The following is a 14,895-nucleotide window of genomic DNA, read 5'->3' on the forward strand; positions in this document are numbered from 1 at the left end:
CTATTTTTACTTTCTACTGATTCGTCATCTAGCGCTTACCGAGCTATGCTGGGCTGGCTGCTGACTCAAATGATTCCGCTAATATGACATCGCCATCTTCTTTGGTAATCATGACCGTTGCTGAGCGCGGAGTACTACCCTCAGCGACCGCACCCCATGTATTACCTGGATGCTGAATATTGATAAACAGTGTTTTGAAATCTGGTGCCATGGTAATACCGGTGACTTCGCAGCCTTCAGGGCCGACAAAGAAGCGTTTGATGTTGTCGTTACTGGCAGGCATACCAATGCGCGTTTGCTGTCCTGCTGACGTCGTGATGGTCGTACCATCGCTGACTTTGCCCGGTAATGCCGCAAGCAGCATACAGCTAGTAGTATCGGTATACGCACCGTCATCCGTCTGAATCCATAACACACCACGTGGATCAAAATACAAACCATCAGGAGAAGACAGATCATTGCTAGCACTTAACTGCGATAAATTCTCTGCAGACAAGTTACTTGGTGCACCAAACAGATAGATATCCCACTCAAAACTGGTTGCGGCATGATCGCCACCAGCTTCTGCCCAGCGAATGATATGACCGTTGTCATTACCACTTGGTTTGCCATTGACATCGTAGCTGCGCGGGTTGGCAGCAGACAGCGGTTGACTCTCTTTGACGCCGCGATTGGAGTTGTTGGTCAATGTCACATAGACATCGCCCGTCATAGGACTGACCGATACCCATTCTGGTCGATCCATCTTGGTGGCGCCAGCGGCATCGCCAGCAGCGCGAGCATAGACCAACACTTCATCTTGGCTATTAAATGGTAACGCACTATTGAACGCATCTAGTCCATTCTGACCTTGAACAAGTGCTTTCCACTCACCGCTGCCATCTTCGTTAAATATGGCAACATATAGCGTGCCATCATTCAGGTACTTATCACCAGCTTTGAGACCGCCACCGATATCTGCATTTGACCACATTGCTTTGGATACGAACTTATAAATATACTCGCCTCGGGCGTCATCACCCATATAAAATACCACAGGTTTGCCTTGCTTAACGGGTGCATAGGCACAGTTTTCATGGGCAAATCGACCCATGGCGGTACGTTTTTGCGGTGTAGAGTTTTGGTCAAACGGGTCAATCTCAGTGATATAGCCAAAGGTATTGAAGCCATTACGATAATCATCAGCAGCACTAGTACCAACAGCAGTCATATCCCAACGTGAAAACTCGTCTGTGATGATGGCATCTTTGGCATCAGGCGTGTGCCATAGATATCTAGAGCCTGGAGAGTTCTCTGGTGCGCCGTAACGCTCGCGACCATAGTTATCACTGGCGCTTAACTGACTGGCATCTTGTCCGCGCGCAAACACACCCAAGAAGTTCTCTTCTGTGGTCAGGTAGGTACCCCAAGGTGACAAGCCTGCACCGCAGTTATTATTAATGCCGCGCGTCTGAAAACCTGTCGGGTCAAACTTGGTTTTGACCAAATCAGAACCTGCCACAGGGCCTGCTAACTGTGCGGTCGTACTACTAGTGATACGTCGATTGTATTTGGAGTTTGGCACCATCTCATAGCCCATGCCATTTGCGCGGCGCTTCATCTCAACCACTGCCACGCCATGGCAGTTGACTTCACGGCGTATATCGCTGGCCAGGCGGCGGCGTTGAAATAAAGGCGCAGCATCTTTATCTTCGATGACATAATAGCCAAACGGGCTTAGCTCCTCACTATTGACGTATTCGTGATTCATAACCAGTAGGCCATTCTCTGAGGCTTTGGCGTCGTACGCATTGCTTTTTTTGCCAAAGAACCACATACCATCATGGTTATCGCCCATGCGCCATTCAAACGACTCGGCTGAATTTTCACGATTGTCCTTCCAATCTGAAAGGCCAGGCATCAGCGGTGTGCCAAGCGGCAATATCATCTCTGCCTTGTAACCTTCTGCCACCGTCATCGTCTCAGCAGTTGAGTGCGCTACGGCCTTAAATTTTAAGGTTTCAGGACGCTTCAAATCGCCCTGCGCCGGAATAGCAGCATCATCGCCATTTTCGACGATAGGACTGCTGATATTGTCATCATCATCACTACAACCAACCAAAGGTAGCGCGCCAAAAAACGCTGCTGCCGTCAACCCTGTACCACCTTTTAGAATACTACGGCGATTCAGACGGCGATTAATAACCGTCTGAAAATCAGTATTATTAGTAGGATTTGAATCTTCAACGATTTCGTGAGCGAGCTCTAGTTCTTTATTCAATAATGTCATTATCAGTCACCTTGCTATTGGGCTAGATTGGCGGAGAGTGGGTCGCGGCGTCACATTACAACCACAAAAATACGAATTCCGCTTAAGTCTACTGACTCTTTATGACAGCACGCTGAACGATAGATGACAAACTCATGACAAATAACTGTACAAACAATTATTGAGAGATATAACGATTAAAAATTTTGAAAAAATATATAAAGTCTAAAAAATAAAAGCCCCAAGCAATGGCTCAGGGCTTTTTGATATTTATGACGACTAGTACTGGTTAATTTAGCAAGCTTACTGCACTTGTGTTACCCATTCATGAGCACCTAGTGTTAGTTTGAGCTTATCGCCTGCTTGTAGTACACCCACACCGCTTGGTGTGCCAGTCATGATCACATCACCTGCCTGTAAGCTAAAAGCATGGCTGATGTTGACCAGCAGCTCATAGACGGGGAACAACATCAAAGCGCTATCACCGTCTTGCGCCAGCTTATCATTGATGGTGAGCTGATAATGTACGTTCTGAAGATTGCCAAACGCTTGCGGGTCGATCCAGTCAGCAAGCACGCATGCACCATCAAAACACTTAGCACGCTCCCATGGATGGCCTTTTTCTTTAAGGGTGCTCTGCAAATCACGTAAGGTCAAATCCAGCCCCAACGTCACCCCGCCAATCGCCTGCTGCGCCTCTTCAATCGTTGCCATCGACAGGTCAGCTGATAGTTGAATACATAGCTCAGCCTCGTAATGCGTCTCACCAAATACCTCTGGATTGGGGCGCACCACATCACTACGAATAGAGACCACTGAAGACGCTGGCTTCATAAACAGTATGGGCGATGATGGCACTTCATTGCCAAGCTCTTCAGCATGCGCCGCATAGTTACGACCCACACAGACGACTTTACCGATAGAAGCACGTAAGCGCTCATTGTGGTTATCAATGCTCTGTTCTTCATTGACACCAGCGGTAATGGCATTTGCTAATGACACATGTGGCGATTGGCTCATACTCGACTCTCCCTATAAATGATAAATATTTTTCAGCAATCCCTACTATATTGTCTACTGTCACCTTTATTGTCATCTTGGCGACCATTCATGACTAGCAACTCACTACGGAATCGTATTGGTCACGACATCTGGTGGCACATAGCTGGCATGTCGATTCATGCGTCTTTCAAACATTCTAAAGCTAAATAAGATAACCCATGACAGCAATAGATAAACGATACCGGCAGCAAAGAACAGCTCCATCAAGGTATAGGTACGCGCACTAATCGTACGAGCAACACCAGTGATATCCATCAATGCAATGGTCGAAGCGAGCGCACTGCCCTTTAGCATAAAGATTACTTCGTTGCTGTAGGCGGGTATCACAATACCGAACGCACGCGGCAAGGTCACGCGTGTTAGCTTCTGCCATTTTGACATGCCAAGCGCATCAGCAGCCTCAAGCTCACCGATTGGGATGTTTTGAATCGCACCGCGTATAATCTCTGCCAAATACGCACTGGTATTAAGCGTAAAGGCGATAATAGCGCACCAGTATGCTTGACTGAGCACAGGCTCCCATAAGAACGAATCACGTACCGCTTCAAACTGACCAAGACCGTAGTAAATCAGGAATATCTGCACAAGCAGCGGCGTACCGCGAAAAAAGAAGATATAGAGAAACGGGAGTATCTGTACCAACCAATTCTTAGACAGCCGTAATAGCGCTAAGATCAAACCAAAAAACAACCCGATAACACATGAGATGACCACCAGCTGTACGGTCAATACCGCGCCGCCTAGTAAGTCAGGGATATGGTCAAAAATGACCTGCCAATTCCAATCCATAGTCTCTCTCCTCTATCCTATGGTCGATTGACGGTGAGTCGACTGACGGCTTATCTTTTTGGCATAGCGTGCCGCTGGATTGGCGCGCCATTCAAGCCACATCATAAAGCCAGTAATCAACATGGTCAGACCCAAATAAATAATCGCTGCTGCCATATAAAAGGTAAACGGCTGCTGTGTTGACTGTGCCGCACGCGACGACTGATACATGATATCTTTGAGACCCACGACCGACACCAGCGCGGTATCTTTGAGCAATACCAAAAACAAATTACCCAGACCAGGTAGTGCAATCTGCCATACTTGCGGCAAGGTTATGCGATAAAAGGTCTGAAAAGGACGCATACCAATCGCTTGCGACGCTTCTCGTTGCCCTATCGGAATCTCTTGAATCGACATGCGAAAAATCTCAGTCGCATACGCCCCAAAAGCGATAGACAGCGCCATGACACCGCCCCAAAAAGCGCTAATCTCGACATAGTCGTTGTAGCCGAACTTTTTGAGGATGCTCATCAATAAGATCGAGCCGCCATAATAAATGAATAGCACCAATAGCAGCTCAGGAATACCGCGCATCGTCGCAGTATAGACAGTCGCAAGCTTACGCAGCAACCAGATATTGGACATCTTTGCGGTTGCGCCGAGCAAGCCTAAGGCCAGACCAATAATTAAACTGGTCATAGCAAGCTGTATAGTGACGGTAGCGCCGCTTAATAAAAGCGCGCCAAATCCTTGTAAGTCAAACACGATTATCCACTCAGTCTCTTTATATTAGCAATTTGCAAAATATGAGTTAAAAGAATCAGCATCAATAGCTGAACGCGGCTATGTACCGTATTTTATACCAAATCAATAAGGATGGTCGGCGCCAAAAAATGACGTCAAAGGAATACGGTTGGCGCTGCGATAATTGACACAGTAGAAATGAGCGCTGATTTTATCATATTCGCTCGCCGTGATGTTAATCCTGACGCGTAAAAGCTGTGTCTAAACCGTACTTAAACAGACACTTGGGCAAATACGCTTTAAACGAACTGACTAAATTTGAGTAAAGCGAATGGTGAATAACGATGACTATGCCATGACCATACGATACGTTTATGGAATAATAAAAAAGGACATCACCATCATGGCAATATCCTTTTATTAATCAAAACAATATTTTTTGACTGCTATCTTTAACTACTGTTAGCTATTAACTAGCGTTTTTCGTCGCTGGTTGCTCGCTAATATCTGCATCTGTATCTTCGCCTGTATTTGCGTCCTCATCAACTGTACTCGTTGCAGATGCTGGCACCGCAAAGTACTTTTGATTGATTTTATCGTAAGTACCATTGGCTTTAATATTGGCTAAAGATTGATTGATCTTTGCTTGTAGCGGATCGCCTGGGCGTACCGCTATGGCAAAGTTATCATTGATATCAATCTCTCCACCTTTGAGCGCATATTTACTACCAGCAGGAGAGCTGAGCCACTCTATCGCAGGCAACTTATCAGAGATCATTGCATCGACGCGGTTTGATCCTAGATCTAAAAATGCATTGCTCAACGTATCATAAAGCTTCATGTCGGCTTTTGGATACTTGTCTTCGAACCACTGTGATGAGATGGTCGAACGCTGCGCGGCAATCGAATGAGCGTCGATATCGCTTTGGTTACTAGGGTCAAAACTGCTGTCTTTTTTGGCCAAAAAAACCAAGGTATTGCTAAAGTATGGATCAGTGAAGCTAACCTGCTCTGCACGCTCCGGAGTCACGGACATCGCCGCGACAATCGCATCATACTTACCGGCTTTTAGACCAGGAATAATACCGTCCCAATCTTGCGCCATAATCTCACAAGTCACCTGCATATCGGCACAGATGGCATTAGCTATCTCAACGTCAAACCCACCCAGTGTCCCATCGGCATTGGTATAGTTAAAAGGCGCATACGCCCCTTCCGTACCGATACGCAATACTCCATCCTTAGTTGCCGTTGTTTCGGTCGCATCAGAATTGGTATCGGCCGCACCCTCTTGGCTATTGCTACAGCCAGCGACGGCAAAAATGGTCGCTAGCGTAAGTAATGGCACAGATAGACGACTGGTCGTCATAGCGTTAATAATAGATTTGCCAGTCGTAGCACGGGCTGGAACACAGTGATTGCTCATGATCATCCTTGGGTTTTCTTGGGTAAACAACACTTTTCAAAATAACGGTCTATGCAGAAGATGTCGTCTTAGTTCGTTGCTGCTTCAGCTGGTGCGTCTTCTTCAACGACTATGACTTCATCAACACCATCAGTCACGACTGCTTTTTGTGCCGCAGCGGTCGAGCTGGTACCAAAATAGCTACCAGTGATTTGATCATAAGTGCCGTTGTCTTTTAGCTCAGCCAATGCCGCATTGAATTTGGCAACCAATGGATCGCCTTTACGGAATGCAATACCCATTGCATCGTCGTCGCTGCTGATTTCTTGACCTTTGATCTCGTAGCCGCTGCCCGCTTCTGTTTTTAACCAATCAGTGCCAGTGACTTTATCAGACATCATACCGCGCACACGACCTGAGGTTAGATCTAGATAGGCATTGTCTTGAGTGTCATATAGCTTGATATCAGCATCCGCGTGCTCGTCCTGTAGATACTGTGAGGCCACGGTAGAACGCTGTGAAGCGATTGGCTGACCTTTTAGCGAATCGACACTCAGATCATCGCCTTTTTTACCAATGAGGATGATACCGCTATGGAAGTAAGGGTCACTGAAGTCGACCACTTCTTTACGTTCAGGCGTGATTGACATACCAGCGATGGCTGCATCAAATTTCTGTGCATTCAGCCCCGGAATTAGACCATCCCAATCTTGCGAGATGACTTCACACTCAGCTTTCATTTGTGCGCATAATGCGTCGACCAACTCAATCTCGTAGCCAATCAGCTTGCCATCAGCATCGGTGTAACTAAATGGCTTATAGCTTGATTCTGTCGCGATTTTGATATTCATAGGTGCTTCAGTCGCGGTATCAGCTTCAGCATTCTCTGCGGGTGCTGAGCTATTATTACAACCTGCTAGCATTAGCATCGCTGCGCTGAGCGGCGCAATCCACAAGGCTTTTTTGCTCATTGATGATGTCATTAGTGATGTCATTGAAATTGTCATACCTATTATTCCTTAATGTATTTACCAGCCATATCGTTAACCACTACTTACTGATTTAGGCTTAACAGCGCCATGCTTACTTAATATTGATAAGCCTCGCTTTTGTTAAGCCTAAATCTTCAGTGAGCCATTATTGACCAAAGTTTTGCTGCTCAAGACGGGCAAGCTCACCGTTGCTACGGATTTCGCTCAATGCTTTATCAAACTCCGCTTTGAGTCCATCACCTTTACGCACGGCAATAGCAATATTGTCATCGTTATCAATCTCATCACCAACGATACCGAAACCTTCTTTATTGTCAGCGAGCCATGATTTGGCAGAGACTTTTTCGGCCAATACTGCATCGCTACGACCAGACTTTAGATCCAAATAGGCATTGTCGTAGTTGTCATATAGCTGAACGGTATTGCCATCTTTGCCTTCGTAGTTATCTTGTAGATAAGCGCCTGGCGTGGTAGAACGCTGTCCACCAAGCGTGACGTTCTGGATCGCCATCGGATCAAAGCTACCATCAGTGTTGGTGAGCCATACCATCGTATTGGCAAAATACGGTTCGCTGAAATCGACTTTTTCTTGACGCTCAGCCGTGATAGACATACCTGCGATAACGGCATCATATTTTTGTGCCAATAGACCTGGGATAATACCGTCCCAATCCTGAGCAACAATTTCACACTTGGCTTGCATTTGGTCACACAAAGCATTGGCAACATCGATGTCAAACCCAGCCAAGCTACCATCAGCATTGGTATAGTTAAACGGAGGGTAAGCGCCTTCGGTTGCAATGCGGATGGTTTTGCCAGTCGTTTCTGCGGCAGGTGCGTCAGCGTTGGCATCAGTAGTTTCATTGGCAGGTTGACTACAAGCACTCAGCATCAATGCTGCAGTGACGGTCATTGATGACCATAGTAGGCGAGAATTCGACATCATACGTTCCTTAAATTCTGATGGGTGTTGACATAAATTTTTGACAGGATTTTTTGACTTCGGGTTCTGATACTTTGTTCTCTGACGTCCCTGACAGACAAGCAATATAGATAGCAGAATAATGGACAGCCGTTAAAATCGACCGACTATAAACCTTTTGATAATACCTGAGTAAAAAATCAAAAACAAACGTTTTGCATACTTGCAGTGACTATCGAGTAATAAAGGATAAACAATAGTTACGGTATGGTGATTTTTATATTTGATAGGATTCAATGGCGGTAGAGTCGGTAGCGCTCTACCACCATCTGATTTCTGGTTTGGACAGGATTAGTGCGGACGGTGCGAGGCCATAAAATCTTTGACGCGCTCAGAGGTAGGATTGTCAAAGACTTGCTCAGGTGTGCCGATCTCTTCAACCACCCCTTGGTGCAAGAACACCACTTTGCTTGATACTTCACGGGCAAAACGCATTTCATGGGTGACGATAAGCATGGTACGCCCTTCTTCTGCCAGCTCTCGCATCACAGCCAGTACTTCGTTGACCAACTCAGGGTCTAGCGCCGAGGTTGGCTCATCAAACAAAAGCACTTGCGGCTGCATGGCAAGCGCGCGAGCAATGGCCACGCGCTGACGCTGACCACCAGACAAGTTCGCTGGATAAGCGTCTTTTTTATCGAGTAGCCCTACTTTGTCTAGCAGTTTTTCGGCATCGCTGATCGCTTGGGCTTTTTTGATCTTGAGAACCTGCGTTGGCCCTTCAATGATATTTTGTAAAATCGTCTTATGCGGCCACAAGTTAAAGTTTTGGAAGACAAACCCCACGCGAGCGCGCAAGCTCTCTAGCTGCTTAACATCTGCGGCTTGCAACTCACCTGACTTGGCAGGTTTTAGCATGAGCTCTTCATTGCCAATCAGAATACGACCTTGATTTGGGTTTTCGAGCAAATTAATGCAGCGCAGCAAGGTTGATTTACCTGAGCCCGATGAGCCCAAAATAGAGATAACATCACCATCATAGGCGGTGAGAGATACCCCTTTGAGTACTTCTAATGAGCCATAGCTTTTATGGATGTCTTGTAAGTCTAAGGCGATAGGCCGAGTCGGGTTTTTTGCAGTATCAAGCATGGTTCAGCAGACTTCCAATAAATATGAGTGAAAACACGAATAAAAATAAATAAGAGCTATATAGTATCAGCATCTATAGCATTATCGTGATAGCGCTATGCCTGAGTAGGCAAAGAAAAAATGCCATATTGTCTCTTATTCCACAGCAAAAAGGCAAATCTTGTGTTTAACCAGTCAGTTAGTCGCTACTAGTCGCTACTTATCAATAATAGCGTCGCTACAAACAGTTGACCTAAAAAAGCCCAGACTGCATTTATCGCTCTGGGCTTTATTTTATCACTTTCGCGTACTGGACGTTGTTTTATCTGATAACGCTATATTGACCAACACACTATCATAGCGTTTAGCGCGCCATAAAACTTAGTACGTCGATACATGCTCTGAATCTTCCGTACCATCCAGCACTTCTGCATCATCAGCGGTTGCCACTGCCACATCATCCCCTGTACTGACAGCCATGCCGTCATCGGCGCTAGCAACGGCGATATCGTCAGAGCTGCTCGCAGTCGCAGTTGCATTCTCTTCAACGCTGGTTTGGGCATCGACTGTCGTGTCCGCTTGCGTCTCCATCGGTGTCTCGTCTTTGCTACACGCACTGAGCGCAAGCACACCTGCAACCAACCCAACCGTCATCCAGTTTTTGTACGTACTGCTTTTAGTCGCCATCTTCACTCTCCATTACTTATTATTTCGTGATGCAGCATTATCTACTGACAACGCTGTTTTCTTAATGCCTACTATACTGATGATGTGCTACGGCTACCTTAGTATTTACAGCACAGTTCTGTTAAAGACACGTAAAGATAGAGTGTGCGATTGATAACAGATAGCCATCAAGAAACTTAGGGTAAATTCTATGAGACTGTATGAGATAAAGCCTCATCAGCGTTTTGTAAAGCAGATTCTGTTCACAAAATCATCTTTACTATCGCCGCAATCTCCTCTATGTTAAATAGCATAATGACCTATCGCTATTTAAATAGGCATTCAAAACCTCTTTTTTTGCTAAATTTTCGCCTTTTTAGGCGCTTTTATTTATATAAAACTGATACCACATAAGGAGAATAATTTATGAGTCAATCAAATACGACGGATATTACTACCTACATGCAGTCTGTTGGCAAGCAAGCAAGAGCGGCGTCACGCGCACTCGCGGCAGCCAATACAGGCGACAAAAACTCAGCACTCATGGCCATTCATGATGAGCTAGTCAATGCCAAACAAGACATTTTGGCAGCCAACAAAATCGATATGGATAATGGTCACAAAAATGACCTCGATAGCGCGCTCCTTGATCGCTTGGAGTTAAACGACGCACGATTTAACGGTATGCTTCAAGGTCTCAAAGATGTCGCTGGCCTCCCTGACCCAATCGGTGAAGTGACTGATATGACTTATCAGCCATCAGGTATCCATTTGGGCAAAATGCGTGTACCACTGGGCGTCGTTGGTATGATTTATGAGTCGCGTCCTAATGTCACGTTAGAAGCTGCTTCACTAGCACTCAAATCAGGTAATGCCATTATCTTACGCGGTGGTTCTGAAGCGTTTGAGTCCAATCAAGCCATTGCTAAATGCATCATAAAAGGCCTCAGTCAGACGGATCTCTCTGAGCACAGCGTTCAGGTATTGCAAACGACCGATCGCGCCGCCGTTGGTGAGCTGATCACCATGACTGAATATGTCGATGTTATCGTGCCACGCGGCGGTAAAGGTTTGATTGCACGTATCAGCAACGATGCCAAGGTCCCTGTGATTAAGCATCTAGACGGCAACTGTCATACCTTTATCGATAGCGATGCAGATCCTGAGATTGCGATCAAAGTCAGTGTCAATGCCAAAACGCATCGCTACGGCACCTGTAATACGATGGAGACGCTACTGGTCGATGCGCCTATCGCCAAAGACTTGCTGCCCAAGATTGCCACCGCCATCATTGAAGCTGATGATGCGATGCAGCTACGTGTGGACGATAGCGCCCAAAGCATCTTAGCCGATGTGATTACTCTAAACGGTCATTTATCTGCGGCTACTGATGAGGACTGGGATACTGAATACTTAGCGCCTATCCTTGCGGTAAAAGTCGTCGACGGTATTGATGAGGCGATTGAACATATCAATACCCACGGCAGCCATCATACCGATGTCATCATCACAGACAACTATACCAAATCACAACGCTTCATCCGTGAAGTAGACTCAGCGAGCGTGATGATTAACGCCTCCAGCCGTTTTGCTGATGGCTTTGAATACGGACTTGGTGCTGAGATTGGTATCTCAACGGACAAAATCCATGCGCGCGGCCCTGTCGGTCTCGAAGGTTTGACCTCACAAAAATGGATCGTCTACGGTCATGGCGAAACTCGTGCTTAATTTGGTACGTATCGACTATCGAAATGATTAATCAGGAACGTCAGCAATTTTGCTGGCGTTTTTTCATTTGGATAATAGATATTTTAATCATAGGCATTTGAATAACAAGTATGCTAATCACATACGTCTACATAATAAGGAGCGGCGCAATCATGCAAAGTGGCAAGATTAAACACTGGAATCAAGAAAAAGGCTATGGCTTTATCGATGTCGATGATCAAGATGAGGATGTGTTTTTTCACGTGAGTAAAGTGCGATTGTCTCAGCCTATCAGTATTGGACAAAGTGTCTATTTCAATAACAAACGCAATGATAAAAACCAATTACGCGCCACCGAAGTCACCTCATCTTCATTAAGCCTTGAACAAGATACTGCGTCAGACACATCTAAATATATACCTAATAATACCAAACGAAATAACAATCATAACCATCGCAACTCAAACCGCAGCCGTCAAAGTAATACTTCAAATAAAAGAAGCTTAGGTTCTACTCTATTTAGCCTCATCGCCATTATCGCTGTCGCTATCTACTTCTTTGGTGATTTTAGCTCGACGTTATCTCAGTATACGTCTGACAATACCAGTCAAGTCGCCACGACTGACACAGCGACTACTAGCATCACGGGCGATGCACAGATCGATAAAACGATTGCGCTGATTCAACAAGGCGGGCCATATCCTTATCCCAATAAGGACGGTACGAGGTTTTATAATCGTGAAAATAGGCTGCCAGCACAGTCGCAAGGCTACTACCGAGAATACACCGTGCCCACCCCTGGCGTCTCACATCGCGGCGCGCGCCGTATCGTCACAGGCGGTTATCCGCCCACCGTCTATTACTTGACCGTCGATCATTATGATAGTTTTCAAAGACTGCAGGTGCCCTAACATGAAACAAGCGAATATGAATCAAGAAGCTATAGCTCAAGAAGCCATGGATCAACAAGCTATGAATCAGAAAAGTATAAGCCAAGCCATCCACTATGTTAATCAAGACCACATTAACCAAAACGGTACAGCACTAGTGGCGGATATTCCTCCTACGGCTGTTACCATACCCGTGGGTGACACCCTCGATAAAACCACGCTACTGACGAGTCTGGCTCACGCCTGTGATTTTCCCAGTTATTTTTCGCACAACTGGGACAGCGCATGGGACTGTTTGACAGATAGTGAGGTGGTGCATTTAACGCTTGATTTGACGGTGGTAAAAAGGATAAATACCGAAGACTTCAATGTCTTTAAAAGCATCATTGAAGATGCTTACAGAGATTTTGGCAAACCACAACTGTGGGTTATTGTGCCATCTGAGGATGAAGTCTAGTTTCGTTGTTAAAAAATTAGTCACCAATAATCATTCGTCATCATAGAAACCTGAATTCGAGATAAAGCCATATTTATCCCGAATTCAGGTTAATTTATTTTATACAAAGGATTAACCTATGGAGATTACCTTAAACGGTTATTACACACTGATACTCGCGACCTTGGTGCTACTACTGGGGCGTTTTTTGGTCAAAAGGATTAAATTTTTAGAAGACTTTAATATTCCAGAACCCGTTGCTGGTGGTTTGGTCGCAGCGGTTGCTGTCTATGTTCTCAATATGGTTTGGGGATATAGCTTCAACTTTCATCAAGGATTGCAGACCGCCACCATGCTGATGTTCTTTGCTTCTATCGGTCTGAGTGCTGATTTTAGTCGCCTAAAAGCGGGTGGTACACCGTTATTGATTTTTACGATCGTGGTGTCCGTATTTATTGTCTTACAAGATGTCGTTGGCGTAGCCATGGCAAGTGCGCTGGGGCTTGATCCGCTGCTCGGTCTTGTGACAGGCTCTATCGCTCTGACGGGTGGTCATGGTACGGCAGGTGCTTGGGGTATTACTTTAGAACAAGACTACGGTGTGGTCGGTGCGACCACACTGGGTATCGCTGTTGCGACTTATGGTTTGGTCGCAGGTGGTATCGTCGGTGGTCCTGTGGCACGGCGCTTGATTAACCGGCTGGGCCTAAAACCGACGCCAGCCGATCCAAATCCTAGTGATATTGAAAAAGTTGCCAGTGCTCAGTCACTATATAGCACCAAACATGACGAGGAGACTGCAGGTAGTAATAAAGATATCTTTGAGAGACCCGATAGCATGCGCTTTATCACGGCATCCTCTACTATCGAGACGTTGGCGCTATTTGCAGGTGCGTTGGCTTTTGCTGACGGAATGACGCTCGTAGCTGAGGGCACGTGGTTTGAGTTGCCGACGTTCGTATGGGCACTGGCAGGCGGCGTTATCATACGCAATGTGTTAACGATGGTGTTTAATTTTGAGATGTTTGATCGCTCAATTGACGTACTTGGTAATGCGTCTTTGAGTCTGTTTTTGGCGATGGCATTGCTATCATTGAAGCTATGGCAATTGACGGATTTGGCAGGCCCTGTATTGGTCATATTGATCGTACAGACCATCATCATGATTATCTACGTCTACCTTATTACCTTTAAAGTCATGGGTAAAGACTATGATGCGGCGGTATTGTCAGCAGGTCATTGCGGTTTTGGTATGGGTGCGACCCCAACAGCGATTGCTAATATGCAGGCAGTCACTGATCGCTATCTACCCTCGCCTAAGGCATTCTTGATTGTGCCAATGGTTGGTGCATTCTTTGTCGATATCGTTAATGCGACGATACTGCAGATATTTACCAAGTTACCGTTTATGTGATTTTTGTTTTTAAATCAGACTAAATTGATTTAAAAAAGGCTGGGCTACATTATCGTAACCCAGCCTTTTTTGTTGTCTATGAATATTTCATATAATGGTTTGCTTGGCTTAAATTAGACTATTACGTGGTGTTATGAGAGTAAGAAAACTCCAAATAAACTTATCAAATTATTGAAAGGAAATTAAGAAATACTATTAGATAGTTTAAGAGATTATATGATCGGAGAGTTTGATTCATATATCAATAATTTGCCTTCCAAGTTCTTGTTCGATTTCGTGATGGACTTGATAGGCTCTAAAATATATAAGCAAGCCATCGATGATACTAAAACTTGGCTATACGATATTTTTATGGATATATTGGATGGTCGCCATGCATTGGAAAATAATTATTTTGATGATGTTCCAATAGGCTCACTGCTTATACTTTCCAAAGAGAACGTATGGAGCTAGAGTTCAAGTAAGTTGTGGCTTTAATCCAAATTTTATATATTATAAAGTTCAAGTTCT

The 14,895-nt window shown here is 45.3% G+C and carries 14 protein-coding genes; 5 read left to right on the plus strand and 9 right to left on the minus strand.

The genetic code is table 11. The features are described 5' to 3' along the window. Nucleotides 1-43: 43 nt before the first annotated feature. The 9 genes from JMX83_RS02805 to JMX83_RS02845 all read right to left on the minus strand — a co-directional run bounded on the left by JMX83_RS02805 (nt 44) and on the right by JMX83_RS02845 (nt 9,959). Entirely contained in the window at nt 44-2,269 is a 2,226-nt protein-coding gene (locus JMX83_RS02805) for a PhoX family protein (protein ID WP_201598884.1), read from the minus strand. A 282-nt stretch (nt 2,270-2,551) separates the two neighbouring features. Continuing rightward, nucleotides 2,552-3,268, minus strand: coding sequence for a fumarylacetoacetate hydrolase family protein (locus tag JMX83_RS02810; protein ID WP_201598885.1), 717 nt, complete (start codon nt 3,266-3,268; stop codon nt 2,552-2,554). A gap of 105 nt (nt 3,269-3,373) precedes the next feature. Next, nucleotides 3,374-4,099 carry an ABC transporter permease gene (locus JMX83_RS02815; protein WP_201598886.1) on the minus strand — a complete coding sequence of 242 codons (726 nt, stop codon included), beginning with the start codon at nt 4,097-4,099 and terminating at the stop codon, nt 3,374-3,376. A gap of 12 nt (nt 4,100-4,111) precedes the next feature. Then, entirely contained in the window at nt 4,112-4,846 is a 735-nt protein-coding gene (locus tag JMX83_RS02820) for an ABC transporter permease (RefSeq protein WP_201598887.1), read from the minus strand. Nucleotides 4,847-5,294: 448 nt separating this feature from the next. Beyond that, on the minus strand, nt 5,295-6,251 hold the full coding sequence (locus JMX83_RS02825; RefSeq protein ID WP_227675684.1) for an ABC transporter substrate-binding protein: 957 nt from the start codon (nt 6,249-6,251) through the stop codon (nt 5,295-5,297). A 68-nt stretch (nt 6,252-6,319) separates the two neighbouring features. After that, a complete protein-coding gene (locus JMX83_RS02830; RefSeq protein WP_201599080.1) occupies nt 6,320-7,225 on the minus strand; it encodes a transporter substrate-binding domain-containing protein in 906 nt (301 codons plus the stop codon). A 142-nt stretch (nt 7,226-7,367) separates the two neighbouring features. Beyond that, entirely contained in the window at nt 7,368-8,168 is an 801-nt protein-coding gene (locus tag JMX83_RS02835; protein ID WP_201598889.1) for a transporter substrate-binding domain-containing protein, read from the minus strand. Nucleotides 8,169-8,495: 327 nt separating this feature from the next. Then, nucleotides 8,496-9,293 (minus strand): ABC transporter ATP-binding protein, encoded by a 798-nt coding sequence (locus JMX83_RS02840; protein WP_201598892.1) that lies wholly within the window; start codon nt 9,291-9,293, stop codon nt 8,496-8,498. A 360-nt stretch (nt 9,294-9,653) separates the two neighbouring features. Then, complete coding sequence (locus JMX83_RS02845; RefSeq protein WP_201598894.1) at nt 9,654-9,959, minus strand: hypothetical protein; 306 nt, start codon at nt 9,957-9,959, stop codon at nt 9,654-9,656. A gap of 405 nt (nt 9,960-10,364) precedes the next feature. Here JMX83_RS02845 and JMX83_RS02850 point away from each other — a divergent pair, with 405 nt between their 5' ends. The 5 genes from JMX83_RS02850 (at nt 10,365) to JMX83_RS02870 (ending at nt 14,838) form a co-directional block, all read left to right on the plus strand. Continuing rightward, nucleotides 10,365-11,666 (plus strand): glutamate-5-semialdehyde dehydrogenase, encoded by a 1,302-nt coding sequence (locus JMX83_RS02850; protein WP_201598897.1) that lies wholly within the window; start codon nt 10,365-10,367, stop codon nt 11,664-11,666. Nucleotides 11,667-11,818: 152 nt separating this feature from the next. Continuing rightward, nucleotides 11,819-12,556 (plus strand): ribonuclease domain-containing protein, encoded by a 738-nt coding sequence (locus tag JMX83_RS15325; RefSeq protein WP_201598905.1) that lies wholly within the window; start codon nt 11,819-11,821, stop codon nt 12,554-12,556. Nucleotide 12,557: 1 nt separating this feature from the next. After that, on the plus strand, nt 12,558-12,992 hold the full coding sequence (locus JMX83_RS02860) for a barstar family protein (RefSeq protein ID WP_227675685.1): 435 nt from the start codon (nt 12,558-12,560) through the stop codon (nt 12,990-12,992). Nucleotides 12,993-13,110: 118 nt separating this feature from the next. After that, nucleotides 13,111-14,385, plus strand: coding sequence for a sodium/glutamate symporter (gene gltS, locus JMX83_RS02865; protein ID WP_201598910.1), 1,275 nt, complete (start codon nt 13,111-13,113; stop codon nt 14,383-14,385). Between the two features lie 189 nt (nt 14,386-14,574). After that, nucleotides 14,575-14,838 (plus strand): DUF2164 family protein, encoded by a 264-nt coding sequence (locus JMX83_RS02870; protein ID WP_227675696.1) that lies wholly within the window; start codon nt 14,575-14,577, stop codon nt 14,836-14,838. Nucleotides 14,839-14,895: the final 57 nt, after the last annotated feature.

This window comes from Psychrobacter piscatorii (assembly GCF_904846415.1).
Taxonomy (GTDB): Bacteria; Pseudomonadota; Gammaproteobacteria; order Pseudomonadales; family Moraxellaceae; genus Psychrobacter; species Psychrobacter piscatorii.

Bases quoted from the DNA above. Each gene is read 5' to 3' on its own strand.
- JMX83_RS02805 (WP_201598884.1), bottom strand. From the start codon at position 2,269: ATGACATTATTGAATAAAGAACTAGAGCTCGCTCACGAAATCGTTGAA.
- JMX83_RS02860 (WP_227675685.1), top strand. From the start codon at position 12,558: ATGAAACAAGCGAATATGAATCAAGAAGCTATAGCTCAAGAAGCCATG.
- JMX83_RS02850 (WP_201598897.1), top strand. From the start codon at position 10,365: ATGAGTCAATCAAATACGACGGATATTACTACCTACATGCAGTCTGTT.
- JMX83_RS02835 (WP_201598889.1), bottom strand. From the start codon at position 8,168: ATGATGTCGAATTCTCGCCTACTATGGTCATCAATGACCGTCACTGCA.
- JMX83_RS02845 (WP_201598894.1), bottom strand. From the start codon at position 9,959: ATGGCGACTAAAAGCAGTACGTACAAAAACTGGATGACGGTTGGGTTG.
- JMX83_RS02830 (WP_201599080.1), bottom strand. From the start codon at position 7,225: ATGACATCACTAATGACATCATCAATGAGCAAAAAAGCCTTGTGGATT.
- JMX83_RS02840 (WP_201598892.1), bottom strand. From the start codon at position 9,293: ATGCTTGATACTGCAAAAAACCCGACTCGGCCTATCGCCTTAGACTTA.
- gltS (WP_201598910.1), top strand. From the start codon at position 13,111: ATGGAGATTACCTTAAACGGTTATTACACACTGATACTCGCGACCTTG.
- JMX83_RS02815 (WP_201598886.1), bottom strand. From the start codon at position 4,099: ATGGATTGGAATTGGCAGGTCATTTTTGACCATATCCCTGACTTACTA.
- JMX83_RS15325 (WP_201598905.1), top strand. From the start codon at position 11,819: ATGCAAAGTGGCAAGATTAAACACTGGAATCAAGAAAAAGGCTATGGC.
- JMX83_RS02825 (WP_227675684.1), bottom strand. From the start codon at position 6,251: ATGAGCAATCACTGTGTTCCAGCCCGTGCTACGACTGGCAAATCTATT.
- JMX83_RS02810 (WP_201598885.1), bottom strand. From the start codon at position 3,268: ATGAGCCAATCGCCACATGTGTCATTAGCAAATGCCATTACCGCTGGT.